The organism is Streptomyces sp. NRRL S-118, from assembly GCF_000716335.1.
GTDB lineage: Bacteria > Actinomycetota > Actinomycetes > Streptomycetales > Streptomycetaceae > Streptomyces.
Genome location: NZ_KL591006.1, coordinates 279182 through 295215, shown reverse-complemented (window position 1 = coordinate 295215; position 16034 = coordinate 279182). Strand labels below are relative to the sequence as shown.

Annotated in this window: 21 protein-coding genes; 14 read left to right on the top strand and 7 right to left on the bottom strand. The window is 72.8% G+C overall.

The genetic code is table 11. From position 1 onward, the window contains the following. Nucleotides 1-20: 20 nt before the first annotated feature. The 3 genes from IH00_RS0114255 to IH00_RS0114245 all read right to left on the bottom strand — a co-directional run bounded on the left by IH00_RS0114255 (nucleotide 21) and on the right by IH00_RS0114245 (nucleotide 2963). Nucleotides 21-992: a S1C family serine protease gene (locus IH00_RS0114255; protein ID WP_031073398.1), complete on the bottom strand. Its 972-nt coding sequence runs from the start codon at nucleotides 990-992 to the stop codon at nucleotides 21-23. A 126-nt stretch (nucleotides 993-1118) separates the two neighbouring features. Continuing rightward, nucleotides 1119-2147, bottom strand: coding sequence for a LacI family DNA-binding transcriptional regulator (locus IH00_RS0114250; RefSeq protein ID WP_031073397.1), 1029 nt, complete (start codon nucleotides 2145-2147; stop codon nucleotides 1119-1121). A gap of 24 nt (nucleotides 2148-2171) precedes the next feature. Then, on the bottom strand, nucleotides 2172-2963 hold the full coding sequence (locus tag IH00_RS0114245; protein ID WP_031073395.1) for a winged helix-turn-helix transcriptional regulator: 792 nt from the start codon (nucleotides 2961-2963) through the stop codon (nucleotides 2172-2174). 245 nt (nucleotides 2964-3208) lie between these two features. On the opposite strand from IH00_RS0114245, the gene IH00_RS0114240 reads away from it, so the two are divergent. The 8 genes from IH00_RS0114240 to IH00_RS0114210 all read left to right on the top strand — a co-directional run bounded on the left by IH00_RS0114240 (nucleotide 3209) and on the right by IH00_RS0114210 (nucleotide 8249). Beyond that, nucleotides 3209-4051 (top strand): alpha/beta hydrolase family protein, encoded by an 843-nt coding sequence (locus tag IH00_RS0114240; RefSeq protein ID WP_031073393.1) that lies wholly within the window; start codon nucleotides 3209-3211, stop codon nucleotides 4049-4051. Nucleotides 4052-4086: 35 nt separating this feature from the next. Continuing rightward, nucleotides 4087-4341, top strand: a complete 255-nt coding sequence (locus IH00_RS0114235) for a MoaD/ThiS family protein (RefSeq protein WP_031073391.1) — start codon at nucleotides 4087-4089, stop codon at nucleotides 4339-4341. Next, nucleotides 4277-5482 (top strand): hypothetical protein, encoded by a 1206-nt coding sequence (locus tag IH00_RS0114230; RefSeq protein WP_420710874.1) that lies wholly within the window; start codon nucleotides 4277-4279, stop codon nucleotides 5480-5482. Before IH00_RS0114235 ends, IH00_RS0114230 begins: the two co-directional genes overlap by 65 nt. Before the next feature lie 84 nt (nucleotides 5483-5566). Further along, the gene (locus tag IH00_RS0114225; protein WP_031073387.1) at nucleotides 5567-6262 is read left to right on the top strand and encodes an LmeA family phospholipid-binding protein; all 696 of its coding nucleotides are present in this window, start codon (nucleotides 5567-5569) and stop codon (nucleotides 6260-6262) included. Between the two features lie 196 nt (nucleotides 6263-6458). Then, a complete protein-coding gene (locus IH00_RS45420) occupies nucleotides 6459-6539 on the top strand; it encodes a putative leader peptide (protein WP_391812463.1) in 81 nt (26 codons plus the stop codon). A gap of 167 nt (nucleotides 6540-6706) precedes the next feature. Continuing rightward, on the top strand, nucleotides 6707-7552 hold the full coding sequence (locus IH00_RS0114220; protein ID WP_031073385.1) for a sulfurtransferase: 846 nt from the start codon (nucleotides 6707-6709) through the stop codon (nucleotides 7550-7552). Nucleotides 7553-7594: 42 nt separating this feature from the next. After that, nucleotides 7595-7882 (top strand): DUF1416 domain-containing protein, encoded by a 288-nt coding sequence (locus IH00_RS0114215; RefSeq protein ID WP_031073384.1) that lies wholly within the window; start codon nucleotides 7595-7597, stop codon nucleotides 7880-7882. Nucleotides 7883-7988: 106 nt separating this feature from the next. Next, the gene (locus IH00_RS0114210; RefSeq protein ID WP_031073383.1) at nucleotides 7989-8249 is read left to right on the top strand and encodes a DUF3099 domain-containing protein; all 261 of its coding nucleotides are present in this window, start codon (nucleotides 7989-7991) and stop codon (nucleotides 8247-8249) included. Here the strand turns inward: IH00_RS0114210 and IH00_RS0114205 are convergent. After that, nucleotides 8243-8605 (bottom strand): DsrE family protein, encoded by a 363-nt coding sequence (locus IH00_RS0114205; protein WP_031073381.1) that lies wholly within the window; start codon nucleotides 8603-8605, stop codon nucleotides 8243-8245. The two genes, IH00_RS0114210 and IH00_RS0114205, sit on opposite strands and share 7 nt — an antisense overlap. Nucleotides 8606-8850: 245 nt before the next feature. Here IH00_RS0114205 and IH00_RS0114195 point away from each other — a divergent pair, with 245 nt between their 5' ends. The 3 genes from IH00_RS0114195 to IH00_RS0114185 are packed head-to-tail and all read left to right on the top strand — an operon-like array spanning nucleotide 8851 to nucleotide 10877. Continuing rightward, a complete protein-coding gene (locus tag IH00_RS0114195) occupies nucleotides 8851-9423 on the top strand; it encodes a heme-binding beta-barrel domain-containing protein (protein WP_031073377.1) in 573 nt (190 codons plus the stop codon). Nucleotides 9424-9463: 40 nt separating this feature from the next. Beyond that, nucleotides 9464-9901 (top strand): Fur family transcriptional regulator, encoded by a 438-nt coding sequence (locus IH00_RS0114190; protein WP_031073376.1) that lies wholly within the window; start codon nucleotides 9464-9466, stop codon nucleotides 9899-9901. Between the two features lie 10 nt (nucleotides 9902-9911). Further along, nucleotides 9912-10877 (top strand): CAF17-like 4Fe-4S cluster assembly/insertion protein YgfZ, encoded by a 966-nt coding sequence (locus IH00_RS0114185; protein WP_031073374.1) that lies wholly within the window; start codon nucleotides 9912-9914, stop codon nucleotides 10875-10877. 63 nt (nucleotides 10878-10940) lie between these two features. On the opposite strand, the gene dtd is transcribed toward IH00_RS0114185, so the two are convergent. Further along, on the bottom strand, nucleotides 10941-11366 hold the full coding sequence (gene dtd / locus IH00_RS0114180) for a D-aminoacyl-tRNA deacylase (protein ID WP_031073372.1): 426 nt from the start codon (nucleotides 11364-11366) through the stop codon (nucleotides 10941-10943). 115 nt (nucleotides 11367-11481) lie between these two features. Here dtd and IH00_RS0114175 point away from each other — a divergent pair, with 115 nt between their 5' ends. From IH00_RS0114175 to IH00_RS0114165, 3 genes are all read left to right on the top strand, one after another. After that, nucleotides 11482-12066 (top strand): RsiG family protein, encoded by a 585-nt coding sequence (locus IH00_RS0114175; protein WP_031073371.1) that lies wholly within the window; start codon nucleotides 11482-11484, stop codon nucleotides 12064-12066. 37 nt (nucleotides 12067-12103) lie between these two features. Then, on the top strand, nucleotides 12104-13075 hold the full coding sequence (locus tag IH00_RS0114170) for an asparaginase (RefSeq protein WP_031073369.1): 972 nt from the start codon (nucleotides 12104-12106) through the stop codon (nucleotides 13073-13075). 72 nt (nucleotides 13076-13147) lie between these two features. Then, nucleotides 13148-14392, top strand: a complete 1245-nt coding sequence (locus IH00_RS0114165; RefSeq protein ID WP_031073368.1) for a GNAT family N-acetyltransferase — start codon at nucleotides 13148-13150, stop codon at nucleotides 14390-14392. 37 nt (nucleotides 14393-14429) lie between these two features. Here the strand turns inward: IH00_RS0114165 and IH00_RS0114160 are convergent, their stop codons facing one another. Both IH00_RS0114160 and IH00_RS0114155 read right to left on the bottom strand, forming a co-directional pair. Next, nucleotides 14430-15173 (bottom strand): ABC transporter permease, encoded by a 744-nt coding sequence (locus IH00_RS0114160; protein WP_031073366.1) that lies wholly within the window; start codon nucleotides 15171-15173, stop codon nucleotides 14430-14432. Then, the coding region (locus tag IH00_RS0114155) for a daunorubicin resistance protein DrrA family ABC transporter ATP-binding protein (RefSeq protein WP_031073364.1) at nucleotides 15166-16034 on the bottom strand (869 nt) is incomplete at its 5' end. The genes IH00_RS0114160 and IH00_RS0114155, both read right to left, overlap by 8 nt.

The window sequence follows — 16034 nt, the reverse complement described above, 5'->3', positions numbered from 1 at the left end:
GGGGCCAGCCTTGCACGCGGTCAGCCGGCGGAGCCGGCGCGGAGCTCGTCCAGGTCCGCCTTGACGGTGTCGATCGGGATGGCGAAGCCCAGCCCGACGCTGCCGGCGGTGGAGCCGGTGGCAGCGCTCGGCGCGTACATGGCGGAGTTGATCCCGATGATCCGGCCGTCCATGCCGATCAGCGCACCGCCGGAGTTGCCGGGGTTGAGCGAGGCGTCGGTCTGGATGGCCTTGTACGTGGTCTTCGACTCGCCGGTGTCGCCGTTGAACCGCTGCCCGCCGAACTCGAACGGCCAGCCCTGCCGCGGGTCCCGCGGCTGCTGCCCGCCCTCGTCCTTCGCGACGGTCACGTCCCGGTCGAGCGCGGAGACGATACCGCTGGTGACGGTGCCGGTCAGGCCCTCGGGGGAGCCGATGGCCACCACCTGGTCGCCGACGCGGACCCCGGAGGAGTCGCCGAGGGCGGCGGCCTTCAGGCCGGAGGCGCCCTCCAGCTTGATCAGGGCCAGGTCCTTGCCGGGGTCGGTGCCCACGACCTTCGCGGTGCGCACCTTGCCGTCGCTCAGCCGGACCGTGATCTCCGAGGCGCCGGCGATCACGTGGTGGTTGGTGATGATCTCGCCGTCGGCGGTGATGATCACTCCGGAACCGGTGGACCGCCCGGAGGCGGACGCCGCCCGGATCTCCACGATGCTGGGGGCCGCGGCCTGGGCGACCCCGGCGACGGTGCCCGTGCTGCTCCGGGACACGCTCGTGCCGTTCACCGGGGTGCTGCCGCCGGCCGCGCCGCCGTCCGCCCCGGTCAGCCGCTGGACCAGGACCGAGGCGCCACCGCCGATGGCGGCCGCGGCGATCGCGACGGCGGCGATCAGCGCGACGGGACGCCTGGCGCGCCGGTGACCGGGGGCGGGCACGGGCGGCGCGTACGCCGGGGGCGGCGGATACGCGGGATACGTGTGCGGCTGCTGCTGTTCACCCTGGTGGTCCGTCATGGGGACGACTGTGCGGGCCGTACATGAGAAGAGGCTGAGGACGCCCTGAGAGTCCGGACAGAGTCCTGTATGCCCCGTATAAAGGGGTCTCCCTGGGAGCTCTCCTCCAGGGACCGCCGGCTGGGGCTACTGGCCGTCGCAGCCGCAGGAGCGGCGGACGATCAGCGCCGAGGGGAACTGCTTGACCCGCTCCCGGCGCGACCCCGCGACCCGCAGACCGTCGTCCAGGACCAGGTCCACCGCCGCGCGGGCCATCGCCGGGCGGTCGGAGGAGACCGTCGTGAGCGGCGGGTCCGTCAGCGCGGCTTCCTTCACGTCGTCGAAGCCGGCCACCGCCAGGTCGCCGGGTACGTCCAGGCGCAGCTCGCGCGCGGCGCGCAGCACGCCGATCGCCTGGTCGTCCGTGGAGCAGAAGATCGCCGGCGGCCGGTCCGGGCCGGAGAGGATCTTCAGCGCGACCTGGTAGGCGTCGTAGCGGTTGTACGGGGCCTGGAACAGCCGGCCCTCCACCGAGCGGCCGGACTCCAGCATCGCCCGGCGCCAGCCCTCCTCGTGGTCGGCCACCGGGTCGCCGACCGCAGGGGTGCTTTCCACGCCACCGAGGCAGGCGACGTACGCGTGGCCGTGCTCCAGGAGGTGGCGGGTGGCGAGCTGCGCGCCGCCGATGTCGTCCGTGACGACCGCGACGTCGTCGAGGGCCTCGGGCCGCTCGTGGAGCAGTACCACGCGCGCGTCCCACGCCTCGATCTCCTGGGCGGCGCGGGCGCTCATGCCCTGGCTGACCAGGATGAGTCCGGCGACCCGCATGCCGAGGAAGGCCCGCAGGTAGTGGATCTCGCGCTCGTCGCGGTAGTCGGAGTTGCCGACCAGGACCATCTTCCCGCGGTCGGCGGCGGCCCGTTCGACCGCGTGCGCCATCTCGGCGAAGAACGGCTGCCGGGCGTCGGGGACGATCATGCCTATGAGGTCCGTGCGGCGCGAGGCCATCGCCTGCGCCACCCGGTCGGGCCGGTAGCCCAGCTCCTTGATCGCTGCGAGTACCCGCTCGCGCGTGGCCGGGGCGACCGGCCGGGGTCCGTTGTTGATGACGTAGCTCACGACCGCGGTCGAAGTACCCGCAAGTCGTGCCACGTCGTCCCGCGTCACCTTGGCCACGCGCGGCAGTCTACGCGGGGTGACCTACCTCTGGGCAGGTCGTACGGCGGCTTCCTCGGCCTCTTCGGTGTCCTGCGAACGGGTGACGGCGCCGGCCGTCGCCTTCGCCTCCGTCGTGCGGGCCTCCTCCGCGGCGCGCTCGACCTTCTCCGGCGTCACGAAGCGGTAGCCGACGTTGCGCACGGTGCCGATGAGGGACTCGTGCTCGGGGCCGAGCTTGGCGCGCAGCCGCCGTACGTGCACGTCGACCGTCCGCGTACCGCCGAAGTAGTCGTACCCCCACACCTCCTGGAGGAGCTGGGCGCGGGTGAAGACCCGGCCCGGGTGCTGGGCCAGGTACTTCAGCAGTTCGAACTCCTTGAAGGTCAGGTCGAGGACCCGCCCCTTCAGCTTGGCGCTGTACGTCGCCTCGTCGACCGACAGGTCGCCGTTGCGGATCTCCATGGGGGAGTCGTCGGCGGTGATCTGCTGGCGGCCCATCGCCAGGCGCAGCCGCGCCTCGACCTCGGCCGGGCCGGCCGTGTCGAGCAGGACGTCGTCGATGCCCCAGTCGGCGGTGACGGCGGCCAGGCCGCCCTCCGTGACGACCAGCAGCAGCGGGCAGCCGGGGCCGGTGGAGCGCAGCAGCTGGCACAGCGACCGCACCTGCGGCAGGTCGCGGCGGCCGTCCACCAGGATCACGTCGGCACCGGGGGTGTCGACGAGCGCGGGGCCTTCGGCGGGGGCCACCCGCACGTTGTGCAGCAGCAGTCCGAGGGCGGGGAGCACCTCCGTGGACGGCTGGAGGGCATTGGTCAGGAGCAGCAGAGAGCTCATCGCACCCCACCTGCCCGGGTCGTCGTCCCACGGTCGTGCACGGTTCGCTCGCCCATAACGTCGGTTCCTCCTCGGTCCCTGCCTGCGAGGACGTTGCGGCACTGCTTCCTACGGTCCGTACCGGTCGTACGGCCGGCTCCCGCGCCCTGAGAGCCTTTGTTCACCTGCCTGTAACAACGGCGGGAAAACACAAAAGGACCCGGGGGCTGCTCTGCCCGGATCCTCTGCCCAGCACAATAGCCCACATGAGCTCCGAGCCGGAGGGCGCATTTCACATTGCGGATGTCTCCTCGATCACGCACGGCCTTCTGCATGCAACCCTGCGTGCCTCCGACGGGGTACGCATCGAAGCGGTCCACGAGCCGCACATGCCGCATCCAGTGCATACCGACAGTGTCGCGGACACGGCCATCGTTGTCGCGCACGGCTTCACGGGATCGGTGGACAGACCGGCCGTCCGGCGCGCGGCGCGGGCCTTCCGGCGGTACGCGGGCGTCGTGACCTTCTCCTTCCGCGGGCACGGCGGCTCCGGCGGGCGTTCCACGGTCGGTGACCGCGAGGTGCTCGACCTGGCGGCGGCCGTGGCGTGGGCGCGCGAGCTGGGGTACGCACGCGTGGCGACGGTCGGCTTCTCCATGGGCGGCTCGGTGGTGTTGCGGCACGCGGCCCTCCACAAGGACGGCGCGCGCACCCGCGCGGACGCGGTGGCCGCCGTGAGCGCGCCCGCGCGCTGGTACTACCGGGGGACGGCCCCGATGCGCCGGCTGCACTGGGTGGTCACCCGGCCCGCCGGGCGCCTGGTCGGCCGCTACGGGCTGCGCACCCGCATCCACGGCCGCGCCTGGGACCCGGTGCCGATGTCGCCGGTCGAGGCGGTGCCGCTGATCGCCCCGGTGCCGCTGCTGATCGTGCACGGCGACCGCGACCCGTACTTCCCGGTGGACCACCCGCGGATGCTGGCCGCGGCCGGGCCGTCGGAGCTGTGGCTGGAGCGGGGCATGGGGCACGCGGAGAACGCCGCGGACGACGACCTGCTCGCCCGCATCGGCGACTGGCTGCGGACGGGTTCCCGGCGCGATGGCCCATGATGGATGCCGACGAGGCCGACGAAAGGAGTGCCGCTATGGCAGCGGGGACCATCCGCTACTGGGCCGCGGCCAAGGCCGCCGCCGGGACCGCCGAGGAGCCGTACGCCGCGGAGACCCTGGCCGAGGCGCTGGAGGCCGTGCGCGAGCGGCATCCCGGTGAGCTCGTCCGCGTGCTGCAGCGGTGCTCGTACCTGGTCGACGGCGACCCCGTGGGGACGCGCGGGCATGAGACCGTACGGCTGGCCGAGGGCGGCACGGTCGAGGTGCTCCCGCCGTTCGCAGGAGGGTGAACCGCACAGCATGAGCAGCAGCGATCAGCAGTACCCGCCGTACGGGGACCCCGCGTACGGGGAAGCCGCCTACGCAGACCCCGCCTACGGGTACCAGGACCCCGGCGTCGCGCAGACGTGGGAGGGCCAGACCTGGGACACCTCCTACCAGCCGGCCGTCCGGCCCGGGCCGCAGGCGCCGCCCGCCCCGCAGCAGCCGGACGCGGCCGCGACCGCCTATCTGCCGGTCCAGGGCGCCGCGCCCGGGCAGGGGGCGTACCCGCTGCCGCCCGAGGTCCCGTACGACCCTCCCACCACGACCCTGCGGGCGGTACCGCCCGAGCCCGCCCCGGCGGCGGCCGGCGAGCCGGCGTACAGCGCGCCGGTCACCGCCGGGAACGCCCGGATCACCGACGCCCAGCGCGCCCGCGCCGAAGGGCGCTCGCCGATCATCGAACCCGGCATGCAGTCCGCCGCGCTGACCGCGCTGCTGGGCGTGCTGATGGCGGGGGGCGCCGCCGTCGGCACGTACGGGCTGCTGGTCCCGCTGGTCCTGCTCCAGGCCGTCACCGCCGCCGGCTGGTTCCGGCTCAACGGCATGTGGCCGGCCCGCCAGGGCATCGCGCTCGCCTTCGCGGGCGGCCTCACCGCGGACGTCGCGCTGCTCGCCGCCGGCCGGGAGCACGCGCCGGCCGCGATCCTCGGCACCCTCGGCGTGTGGGTCCTGCTCGTCGTCGTCCTCCAGCTGCGCAGCCACGCGGGCGCCGAGGAGCGCATGTACGGCCTGATGGCCACCGTCGCGTCGGCGGCGCTGGCGATCGTCGCGACCGGACACCTGGCGGCCGCGCCGGACGCCGTGATCGTCGGGGCGCTCGCGGTCGCGGCCGCCGTCCTCGCCCGCGCGCTGCCCCTGCCGGGCGCCGCGTCCCTGGTCGTCGCCCTGCTCGCCGCGGCGGGCGCCGGGGTCGCGGCCGGCGGGATGACCGGCATCGGGGCCCCGGGCGCGCTGCTGGGACTCGGCGCCGGGGTGTGCGCCCTCGCCGGGCACCGGGCGGCGAGCTACGACTACCCGTCGCGCTTCGTCCACATGACGGCCGGTGTGGCGCTGCCGCTCGCCCTGGCCGCGCCCGCGGTGTACCTCCTGGGGCGTGCCCTGGTCTGACCGGGGAACCAAAGGAACAGCCCCGCACGTCGATCATGGCGTGACGGGGGTCCGGGCGCGAACAGGGTGGGGGAACACCGAGTCATGCGTGCACTGCGAATACTGCTGATCACCGCCGTCATCCTGGGCGGCCTCTTCGCCATCGCGGACCGGCTGGCGGTGAACTACGCCGAGTCCGAGGCGGCCGACCGGATCCGGGCCCGCCAGGGCGCGCCGTCCGGCTCCACGGACGTCTCCATCCAGGGCTTCCCCTTCCTCACCCAGGTCATGGGCAAGGAGCTCGACGAGGTCGGCGTCACCCTCACCGGGATCGAGGCGACGGCCGGCGACAGGAAGGTACGCATCGCCGAGCTGACCGCCGACCTCCACGACGTGCGGCTGGAGGACAACTTCTCCAAGGCCACCGCCGCCACCGCCACCGGCACCGCCCGTATCTCGTACGCCGACCTCGGCACGGCGTCCGGCGAGGACGTCACCGTCGGCCACGGCGGCAAGGGCAAGGTCAAGGTGACCGGCTCCATCCAGGTCCCGGTGTTCGGCAGCATCACGCGCAGCGTGCTGTCCACGGTGAGCATCGTCGACGGCGACACCCTCCGCGTCCGCGCCGACGCGGTGCCGGGCGAGGACATCCCGGGCGTGGAGGAGCGCGTCCGGGCGCGTACCGATTTCGACCGGAAGATCGGCGGTCTGCCGGCCGGCCTGAAGCTGCAGAAGGCGGAGGCGACGGCCGAGGGCCTCGTCATCACGCTGACCGGCACGAACGTCGTCGTGGCGGGCTGATTCCGGGCGGAATCGGACGGCGCACCACATGGTGAGACGGCGGCGTCCGCTCCGTAAGCCACCTGCGGCGATGCGCCCGGCCCGGCCCGGGCGGCAGGCGCCCGGATCGATCACCGGTCCCACATGCCGGACGATCGTGTCTCAAAATATGACACACCGGTGACACGGCCGCCGGTCCGTCCCTACGATCGGCGTCATGAAGCGACACGCGGACCTCACGAAGCGGCGGGCAGTAGACCTGTGCCGCGTCGCCGCCATGCTCTGTCGCTCCATCTGAGCGGGAGCCCGCCTCCCGCGTTCCCCGGGCCCTTTCGAGACCTCGGGCCCACCCCTCGTGCCGACGCAGCCACACACGCGCTCGCAGCGCCGTACCCCCGTACGCGACGAGCGACCCGGCACCACCCCGTCACACCCCGCCGCACACTGCCCCGGAGGAGAAACAGCATGAGCCGCAGCGACGTCCTGGTAGACGCCGACTGGGTCGAGGCCCACCTCGACGACCCGAAGGTCGTGATCGTGGAGGTCGACGAGGACACGTCCGCGTACGACAAGAACCACATCAGGAACGCCGTCCGGATCGACTGGAAGCAGGACCTCCAGGACCCGGTCCGCCGCGACTTCGTCGACCAGGAGGGCTTCGAGAAGCTCCTCTCCGCGAAGGGCATCGCCAACGACGACACCGTCGTCCTCTACGGCGGCAACAACAACTGGTTCGCCTCGTACGCCTACTGGTACTTCAAGCTGTACGGCCACGAGAGCGTCAAGCTCCTCGACGGCGGCCGCAAGAAGTGGGAGCTCGACTCCCGCGACCTGGTCGACGGCTCCGAGGTCCCGAACCGCCCGGCCACCGAGTACAAGGCCAAGGCCCAGGACACCTCGATCCGCGCCTTCCGCGACGACGTCGTGGCCGCCATCGGCACCCTGAACCTGGTCGACGTGCGCTCCCCCGACGAGTTCAGCGGCAAGCTGCTCGCCCCGGCGCACCTGCCGCAGGAGCAGTCGCAGCGTCCCGGCCACGTGCCGACCGCCCGCAACATCCCGTGGTCGAAGAACGCCAACGACGACGGCACCTTCAAGTCGGACGAGGAGCTCAAGGAGCTCTACGCCCAGGAGCAGGTCGACCTGGCGAAGGACACCATCGCCTACTGCCGCATCGGTGAGCGCTCGGCCCTGACCTGGTTCGTCCTGCACGAGCTGCTCGGCCAGGAGAACGTCAAGAACTACGACGGCTCGTGGACCGAGTACGGCTCCCTCGTCGGCGTGCCGATCGAGATCGGCGCCAACAAGTAATCCGGACCTCCCGTCCACCCCTCACACCCCTCAGGAGTACCCATGTGTGGAGCACAGGCCGGCGGCCCGGACGCTTCGACGATCAAGCCCGGTGAGACCACCATCCAGGGCCAGGTGACCCGCGACGGCGAGCCGGTGACCGGCTACGTCCGTCTGCTGGACTCGACCGGCGAGTTCACCGCCGAGGTCCCGACCTCCGCGACGGGCCAGTTCCGGTTCTACGCGGCCGAGGGCACCTGGACCGTCCGCGCCCTGGTTCCCGGCGGCACGGCCGACCGCACGGTCGTCGCCCAGAAGGGCGGCCTGGCCGAGGTGGCCATCGCCGTCTGACGGCAACGTCACGCAGACCGGCCGAAGGGCCGCACCTCCTGGGGGTTGGACGCTTACCGGGATACGAGGTGCGGCCCTTCGGTCGTTCCCGTCCTACGCTGGACGTATGTACGCCCGGCGTCGGCACGTCTACTTCGGGATGATGACGGCCTGCCTGGTGCTCTTCGTGGGCGCCTGGGCCGTCGTACGGCTGTGGTCGGTGCCCGCCGCCGTCGCCCTGTGCGTCGTCGCCATGGTCATCCCGCCGGTCGCCGCCGTGGTCGCCAACCGGCGCGGACCCGACGACCGCTGGTGGGACGACCCTTCCGGCGACCCCACGTCCGACGAGTGGTGGGACGAGCTGGACGGCAAGAAGAAGCGTCAGTAGACCAGCGCCTGGGTGCCGTCGGCCATCGACTCGCTGACGAAGACCTGCGCCCCCGCGATCCGCACGCCGTCCAGCACGTCCTTCTCGGTGATCCCGCGCCGGGCGGCGCACTGGGTGCACAGCGTGACCTGCCCGCCCGCCAGGACGGAGTCGATCAGGTCCGGCAGGGGCGCCGCGTGCGGCAGCTCGAACTCGGCGGCCCGGCCGGGCAGCGCGAACCACGAGGACTCACCGGTCAGCCAGAGCGAGACCTCCACCCCGCTGGCCACGGCGACCGCCGCCACCGTGAAGGCCTGCGAACAGCGCTCGGGCGCGTCGGCCCCTGCGGTCACCTTGATCACGAGCTTCTTCGCCATACGCCGAACTGTAATGCGCGGCGGCCCGGCGAACCTCACAGCGAGGGCCCGGGGCCCACCCATTACGCTGGGACTCGGCCCCTTCTTCGCCCACATCGCTCACCGAGGAGCACCCGTGCTTGAGGCTTTCTTCTCCGCCCTGCTGGTCCTGGTCTGCATCGGCGTCATCGCCTTCGCCGCCCTCACCGTGAAGAAGCTGTACCAGGGCCAGCGCTGACCACTCCTACAGATCGACTGAGCTGCTCATGATCGAGATCCCGTCCGACCTGAACCCCGACCTCGTCCCGCTCGCGTTCCTCCTCGGTACGTGGGAGGGCGCGGGCGTGTCCGACTTCCCCGGCGCCGAGAAGTGCAACTTCGGCCAGTCCGTGACCTTCAGCCACGACGGCCGGGACTTCATCGAGTACACCTCCCGCACCTGGGTCCTGGACGCCGAGGGCAACAAGGTGCGGCCGCTGGAGAGCGAGAGCGGCTACTGGCGCATCGACAAGGACCGCAAGGTCGAGATCGTGATGGTGCGCGACCAGGGCATCGTCGAGGTCTGGTACGGCGAGCTCGCCGACCAGAAGCCGCAGATCGACCTGGCGACGGACGCCGTCGCGCGCACCGCGGCCTCCGGCCCGTACAGCGGTGGCAAGCGGCTGTACGGCTACGTGAAGGGCGACCTGATGTGGGTCGGCGAGAAGTCGACGCCCGAGGTGCCGCTGCGGCCGTACATGTCGGCGCACCTGAAGAAGGTCGTCACGCCCGAGCAGGTGGAGGCGTGGGCCAAGGACCTCGGCGACCTGCCGGACGACGGCATCGCCTTCTTCAAGTAGGCCGGGGGCTTTCCGGGTCGGTGCTCCTACACTGGACGGCGTGGTGAGCACCGACTGGAAGAGCGACCTACGGCAGCGCGGTTACCGGCTGACTCCCCAGCGCCAGCTCGTCCTGGAGGCGGTGGACGCGCTGGAGCACGCGACGCCCGACGCCATTCTGAGCGAGGTGCGCAAGACGGCGTCCGGCGTGAACATCTCCACCGTCTACCGGACGCTGGAGCTGCTCGAGGAGCTCGGGCTGGTCAGCCATGCCCACCTCGGGCACGGGGCGCCCACGTACCACCTCGCCGACCGCCACCACCACCTGCACCTGGTGTGCCGGGACTGCACGGACGTCATCGAGGCGGACGTGGAGGTGGCCGCGGAGTTCACCGGCAAGCTGCGCGAGACCTTCGGTTTCGACACCGACCTCAAACACTTCGCGATCTTCGGCCGGTGCCGGGACTGCACAGCGAAAGATACGACCAGCGGGTCGTAGGCTTAAGGCCATGAAGAGCCCTCTCCTGTCCCGGCCCGGCGCGGTGCCCGCCGAGGGACGCGACGAAGGTGTCGCCGCCCACTACGGCGACCTGTTCCGCGAGCAGCGCGCGCTCGCCGACGGCAAGGGCCTGGTCGACCTCGGCCACCGCGGTGTGGTGACCGTCAGCGGCGAGGACCGGCTGAGCTGGCTGCACCTGCTGCTCACGCAGCACGTCAGCGAGCTGCCCGCCGGGCACGCCACCGAGGCGCTGGTCCTCTCCGCCAACGGCCACATCGAGCACGCCCTGTACCTGGTCGACGACGGCGCGACCGTCTGGGCGCACGTCGAGCCGGGGACGCAGGAGGCGCTGATCGGCTACCTGGAGTCGATGAAGTTCTTCTACCGGGTCGAGGTCGCCGACCGCACGGACGACTTCGCCGTCGTCCACCTCCCGGCGGGCTCCATCGCCGAGGTGCCGGAAGGCGTCGCCGTACGGGAGACGCCGCACGGCCGCGACCTGTTCCTGCCGCGTGCCGACCTGGAGGCGTACGCGGAGGCGCACGGCCCGCTCGCCGGGATATGGGCGTACGAGGCGCTGCGGGTCGAGGCGCACCGCCCCCGCCTCGGCTTCGAGACCGACCACCGCACCATCCCGCACGAGATCGGGCTGATCGGCACCGCGGTCCACCTCCAGAAGGGCTGCTACCGCGGCCAGGAGACCGTGGCGCGCGTCCACAACCTGGGGAAGCCGCCGCGCCGGCTGGTCTTCCTGCACCTGGACGGCAGCGAGGTGCACCTCCCGGCTCCCGGTACGCCGGTGCGGCTGAAGGAGGACGGCGAGGAGGGGCGGCAGCTCGGCTTCGTCACCACCGCGGTGCGCCACCACGAACTCGGCCCCATCGCGCTCGCGCTGGTCAAGCGCAACGTGCCGGTGGACGCCGACCTCCTCGCGGGCGGCACGGCCGCCGCCCAGGAGGTCGTCGTCGAGCCCTAGCGGGGTCCAAGGGCCCTCTCGTTCGGATCCTGCCGGGCTCCAGCCCGACCCAAGCGACAGACCCTAGACGTCGATGACGAGGGTGAACGGGCCGTGGTTCGTGAGCGAGACGCGCATGTCCGCTCCGAAGCGGCCCGTCTCCACGTGCGCCCCCAGCTCCCGCAGCCGCGCCACCACCTCGTCCACCAGCGGCTCCGCCACCTCGCCGGGCGCCGCCGCGTTCCAGGTGGGGCGGCGGCCCTTGCGGGCGTCCCCGTAGAGGGTGAACTGCGAGATCACCAGCAAGGGCGCATGCACGTCCGAGCAGGACTTCTCGCCCTCCAGGATCCGCACCGACCACAGTTTGCGGGCCAGCTGCGCCGCCTTCTCCGCGGTGTCCTCGTGGGTGACGCCCACCAGCACACACAGTCCTTCGCCGACGATCTCGCCGACGGTCTCCCCTGCGACGACGACGCTCGCGCCGTCCACCCTCTGCACCACTGCACGCATGCGTACAAACGTAACGGGGCCGAACGGGTGCAGAGCACCTGCACATCGCATGCGGGAGTGGCACCATGCCTGTCAGGCGGTGCGGCTCCGCACCGGTCGAGGGGACGGATCCACCATGAGCACACCTGGCGCCGGGCAGTCGCCGTCGCATGCCGTACATCATGCGCACCTCAGGCCGCCCGGGCAGCGGACGTCGGCCGAATCCGTTCTGCCGGAGGTGCGGCCGCCCGACCTGAAGGCCCTGCGGCTGCCGGAGCTGCGCGCCCTGCGCCGTGACGCGCACGGCGACGAGGCCGACCTGAGCTACGTGCGACGGCTGCTCCAGGGCCGTATCGACATCCTGCGGGCCGAGCTGGGCCGCCGCGGCGGCGCGCAGGTCCCGGTGGTGGACCGGCTCTCCGAGATCCTCGCCGACACCCCCTCCAGCCACCGCTCGTCGGCCCGGCACGTCACCGTTTCGACGCCCCGCGGGGAGGCGTTCCGGAGGCTGGCCGCCGAGATGCTCGGCGAGGTCGAGCTGTCGGACCTGACCGCCCGAACGGACGAAGAGCTGCGCGCCGCGATGGGGCGCCTGGCACGCTATGAACAACAGGTCTCCAGGCGCCGTCAGCAGCTCCAGCGGACGGCCGACGATTGCAGTGCCGAGATCGCCCGCAGGTACCGTGAAGGCGAAGCACAAGTAGACGACCTGCTCACCTGAGTGCTGGACGCGGGTCTCGTCCCGGAAGGCCACCGTCATGACCTCCACCTCCGCCACCGCATCCATACCTCCGGTCCTCGCCGAAGTGGTCCGGTCGGGCTTCGTCGAGGGCCATCACCGGGGATCGCTGGTCGTGCTGGCCGAGGACGGCACGATCGAGTTCACCGCCGGGAACGTGACGGGGCCGGTCTTCCCGCGCTCCTCGAACAAGCCCATGCAGGCGGCCGCGCTGCTGCGCGCGGGGCTCGACCTGTCGGGGGAGCGGCTGGCCCTGGCCGCCGCGAGCCACTCCGGCGAACCGTTCCACCTGGATCTCGTCCGGAAGATGCTCGCCGGGTACGGGCTGTCCGAGACCCAGCTGCTGACTCCGCCCGACCTGCCGCTGGACCCGGCGGAGGCGGAGGCGTACCTGGCCGGCGGGCAGGTGCGGGACCGCGTCACCATGAACTGCTCCGGCAAGCACACCGCGATGCTCGCCGCCTGCGCCCTGAACGGCTGGGACACCGCCGGCTACCTGGACCCGGGCCACCCCCTGCAGCAGCTGGTCCTCTCCGAGGTCGAGGCGGCCTCCGGCGAGCAGGTCCATGCCGTGGGGACGGACGGGTGCGGTGCGCCGCTGATGGCGATCAGCCTGGTGGGCCTCGCCCGGGCGTTCCGCTCCTACGTGCTGGCCGAGCCGGGCACCCCGCAGCGCCGGGTCGCCGACGCGATGCGGGAGCACCCCGAGTATGTGGCGGGCACGCGGCGCCCGGACACCTGGCTGATGCGCGAGGTGCCGGGAACGCTGTCGAAGATGGGCGCGGAAGCCGTGCAGGCGGTGGCCCTGGCGGACGGGCGCGCCCTGGCCTTCAAGATCGACGACGGATCGGCGCGGGCGATGGGCCCGGTCCTGGCACGCGGCCTGGAACTGCTCGGCGTGGACGCCGGGGCGCCGGTGGTGGCGCGGATCGCTGAGGCGCCCCTGCTCGGCGGCGGGGAGCGGGTCGGCGAGGTCCGCGCCGCGTTCTGAGGCCGCCTCCGGAAGGCCGCCTCCCCGAAAATCCGGTGCGCCGGGGGCGAGCGCCCGCTTAGCGTGGCCGTCATGACCGTGGACGTCCGCACCGTGACCGAGTCAGAACTGCCCGACTGGGTGCGTGCCCGGCGTACCGGTTTCCTGGTGCCGCCGGTGGTGATGGACGCCGAGGTCGCGAAGATCCGGCCGCACATGGACCTGGCGCGGGTCCAGGGGGCGTTCGACGGCGGGCGCTGCGTGGCCACGTTCCGGTCGTTCGCGCAGGAGCTCACCGCCGTGGGCGGCGCCGCACTGCCCGCGAGCGCCGTGACCGCCGTGACCGTCTCGCCCACGCACCGGCGCCGCGGGCTGCTGAGCCGGATGATGCGCACCGACCTGGCGGCGGCCAAGGAGCGGGGCGACGTCGTCTCGACGCTGATCGCCGCCGAGTACCCGATCTACGGGCGGTACGGCTTCGGGCCGGCCACCTGGATCACCGAGTGGACCGTCGACGTGCGGCGCGCCGGCCTCGACCCGCGCTGGTCGGGCCCGGACGACGGCGGGCGCATCGACCTGGCCGACGCGCCCGAGCTGCGCACCACGGCCCGGCTGGTGCACGATCGGCTGCGCGCGGTCCGGCCCGGTGTGGTCAGCCGCACCGAGCTGGGCTGGCAGGTGCGCACGGGCGTGGACCCGCTGCCCGACGAGCAGTGGCGCGAGCCGTTCTACGCGACGTACCGCTCGGCGTCCGGCGAGGTCGAGGGGTACGTCGCGTACACCGCGGACGACCGGTGGGACGACGGCAAGCAGCCGATGAACACCGCGACCGTGCGCGAACTGATCGCCCTCACCCCGGCGGCCGAGCGCGCGCTGTGGCGGTTCGTCTGCTCCATCGACTGGATCACCCTCGTCAAGAGCGGGCACCGCGCCCCGGACGAGCTGCTGCCGCTGCTGCTGCCGGACCCGCGGGCGGCGCGCGTCACGACGCACGCGGACTGGCTGTGGGTGCGCATCCTCGACGTCGTACGGGCCCTGGAGTCCCGGACGTACGGCACGTCCGGCACGCTCGTGCTGGAGCTGCGGGACGCGGCGGGCCTGGCGGGCGGGCGGTTCCTGCTGGACGCCTCGCCCGAGGGGGCGAGCTGCGCCCCGACGGGCCGGTCGGCCGACCTGACGATGGACATCGGGGAGCTGGCCGTGCTCTTCCTGGGCGACGAGTCGGCGGTGCGGCTGGCCGCGCTGGGGCGGGTGGAGGAGTCCGTACCGGGTGCGGCCGCGCGGGCCGACCTGCTGCTGCGTACGTCGCGGCGGCCGTGGTGCCCCGACGTCTTCTGACGCGGGGCCGGGCCCGCCGCGGCGGTCTCCCGGCGCGTCAGCGCGTACGGACGCGCAGCAGCGTGCCGGAGACGGCGACGCCCAGCGCCAGCAGCCCTGCGCACCAGGCGAGCGCGATCCAGGGGGCGTCGCCCGCCGGCCGGCCGAGGAGCAGGGCGCGCAGCGACTCGATGACCGGGGTGACCGGCTGGTGGTCGGCGAACCCGTGGAGCCAGCTCGGCATGGTGTCGATCGGGACGAAGGCGCTGCTCGGGTAGGGCAGGAACATCATGAAGAAGGTGAAGCCGCCGGCCGCCTCGGGGGTGCGCGCCACCAGTCCGATCGCCGCGGACAGCCAGGAGATGGCGAGGATGAAGGCGAACAGGAGGCCGAGCGCGGCGAGCCAGCCGGCGGCGGAGGCCGAGGGGCGGAAGCCGATCAGGAAGGCCACGCCGAGGACGAGGCCCGTCGACATGAGGTTGCGGGCCAGGCTGGCGCCCACGTGCCCCGCCAGGATCGGGACGGCCCCGACGTCCATGGAGCGGAGCCGGTCGACGATGCCGCCCTTCATGTCGTCGCTGACGCGCACGGCGGTGCCGGCGGCGCCGAAGCCGGCGCAGAGCAGCAGCACGCCGGGGACGACGTACGTGACGTAGCGCGTGCCGGTCTCGATGGCGCCGCCGAAGAAGTACACGAAGATCAGCATCAGCATGATCGGCAGCGCGAGAGCGGTGATCATGGCGTCGGTGTTGCGGCGGCTGAGGCGGATGCCGCGGCCGATCAGGGTGAGCGCGTCAGACACGGGCCGGCTCCTTGCCGTCGGTGCCGGTCAGGGCGAGGAAGACGTCGTCGAGGGTCGCGGTGCGCAGGGTGAAGCGGGTGATGCCGGTGCCCGTGGGGTCCAGCTCGTCGAGCAGGGCACGGACGTGCGGCGCGCTGCCGTCCGTCGGGATGCCGAGGGTGAGCGCCTCGGGGTCGTGGTGGACCGCGCGGGGCGTCAGGCGCAGGTAGGTCTCCCGGTCGGCGACGACCAGGTCGAGGCGGTGACCCGAGAGACGGGCCTTCAGCTCGGGGGCGGTGCCCTCGGCGACGATGCGGCCGCGGTCCATGACGGCGATGCGGTCCGCGAGCAGGTCGGCCTCCTCCAGGTACTGAGTGGTGAGGAACACCGTCGTGCCGCGGGCCGCCACCTCGCGCACCACCTCCCACAACTGCCGGCGGCTGCGGGGGTCGAGACCGGTCGTCGGCTCGTCCAGGAAGAGCACCTCGGGCTCGCCGAGCAGGCCCGCGGCCAGGTCGAGGCGCCGGCGCATGCCGCCGGAGTACGTGGCGGCGAGACGTCGGCGCGCGTCGGTGAGGCCGAAGCGCTCCAGGAGTTCGCCGGCGCGGCGGGCGGCCGCGGCGCGGGACAGCCCGGTGAGCCGGGCCATCATGCGCAGGTTCTCCTCGCCCGTCTGGTCGTCGTCGACCGCGGCGAACTGCCCGGTCAGGCTGATCGCCCGGCGTACGCGTGAGCGTTCGGCGACCACGTCGTGCCCGGCGACGCGCGCACGGCCGGCGTCCGGGGCGGTCAGGGTGGCCAGGATGCGGACGGTGGTGGTCTTGCCGGCGCCGTTGGGACCGAGCAGGGCGAAGACGGTGCCGCGCTCGACGCGCAGGTCGA

Coding starts and splice junctions, on each gene's coding strand:
- IH00_RS0114245 (WP_031073395.1), bottom strand. CDS start 2,963: ATGAGCTCTCTGCTGCTCCTGACCAATGCCCTCCAGCCGTCCACGGAG.
- dtd (WP_031073372.1), bottom strand. CDS start 11,366: ATGCGTGCAGTGGTGCAGAGGGTGGACGGCGCGAGCGTCGTCGTCGCA.
- IH00_RS0114165 (WP_031073368.1), top strand. CDS start 13,148: ATGACCGTGGACGTCCGCACCGTGACCGAGTCAGAACTGCCCGACTGG.
- IH00_RS0114255 (WP_031073398.1), bottom strand. CDS start 992: ATGACGGACCACCAGGGTGAACAGCAGCAGCCGCACACGTATCCCGCG.
- IH00_RS0114240 (WP_031073393.1), top strand. CDS start 3,209: ATGAGCTCCGAGCCGGAGGGCGCATTTCACATTGCGGATGTCTCCTCG.
- IH00_RS0114220 (WP_031073385.1), top strand. CDS start 6,707: ATGAGCCGCAGCGACGTCCTGGTAGACGCCGACTGGGTCGAGGCCCAC.
- IH00_RS0114225 (WP_031073387.1), top strand. CDS start 5,567: ATGCGTGCACTGCGAATACTGCTGATCACCGCCGTCATCCTGGGCGGC.
- IH00_RS45420 (WP_391812463.1), top strand. CDS start 6,459: ATGAAGCGACACGCGGACCTCACGAAGCGGCGGGCAGTAGACCTGTGC.
- IH00_RS0114170 (WP_031073369.1), top strand. CDS start 12,104: ATGACCTCCACCTCCGCCACCGCATCCATACCTCCGGTCCTCGCCGAA.
- IH00_RS0114205 (WP_031073381.1), bottom strand. CDS start 8,605: ATGGCGAAGAAGCTCGTGATCAAGGTGACCGCAGGGGCCGACGCGCCC.
- IH00_RS0114215 (WP_031073384.1), top strand. CDS start 7,595: ATGTGTGGAGCACAGGCCGGCGGCCCGGACGCTTCGACGATCAAGCCC.
- IH00_RS0114230 (WP_420710874.1), top strand. CDS start 4,277: ATGAGACCGTACGGCTGGCCGAGGGCGGCACGGTCGAGGTGCTCCCGC.
- IH00_RS0114185 (WP_031073374.1), top strand. CDS start 9,912: ATGAAGAGCCCTCTCCTGTCCCGGCCCGGCGCGGTGCCCGCCGAGGGA.
- IH00_RS0114195 (WP_031073377.1), top strand. CDS start 8,851: ATGATCGAGATCCCGTCCGACCTGAACCCCGACCTCGTCCCGCTCGCG.
- IH00_RS0114175 (WP_031073371.1), top strand. CDS start 11,482: ATGAGCACACCTGGCGCCGGGCAGTCGCCGTCGCATGCCGTACATCAT.
- IH00_RS0114210 (WP_031073383.1), top strand. CDS start 7,989: ATGTACGCCCGGCGTCGGCACGTCTACTTCGGGATGATGACGGCCTGC.
- IH00_RS0114235 (WP_031073391.1), top strand. CDS start 4,087: ATGGCAGCGGGGACCATCCGCTACTGGGCCGCGGCCAAGGCCGCCGCC.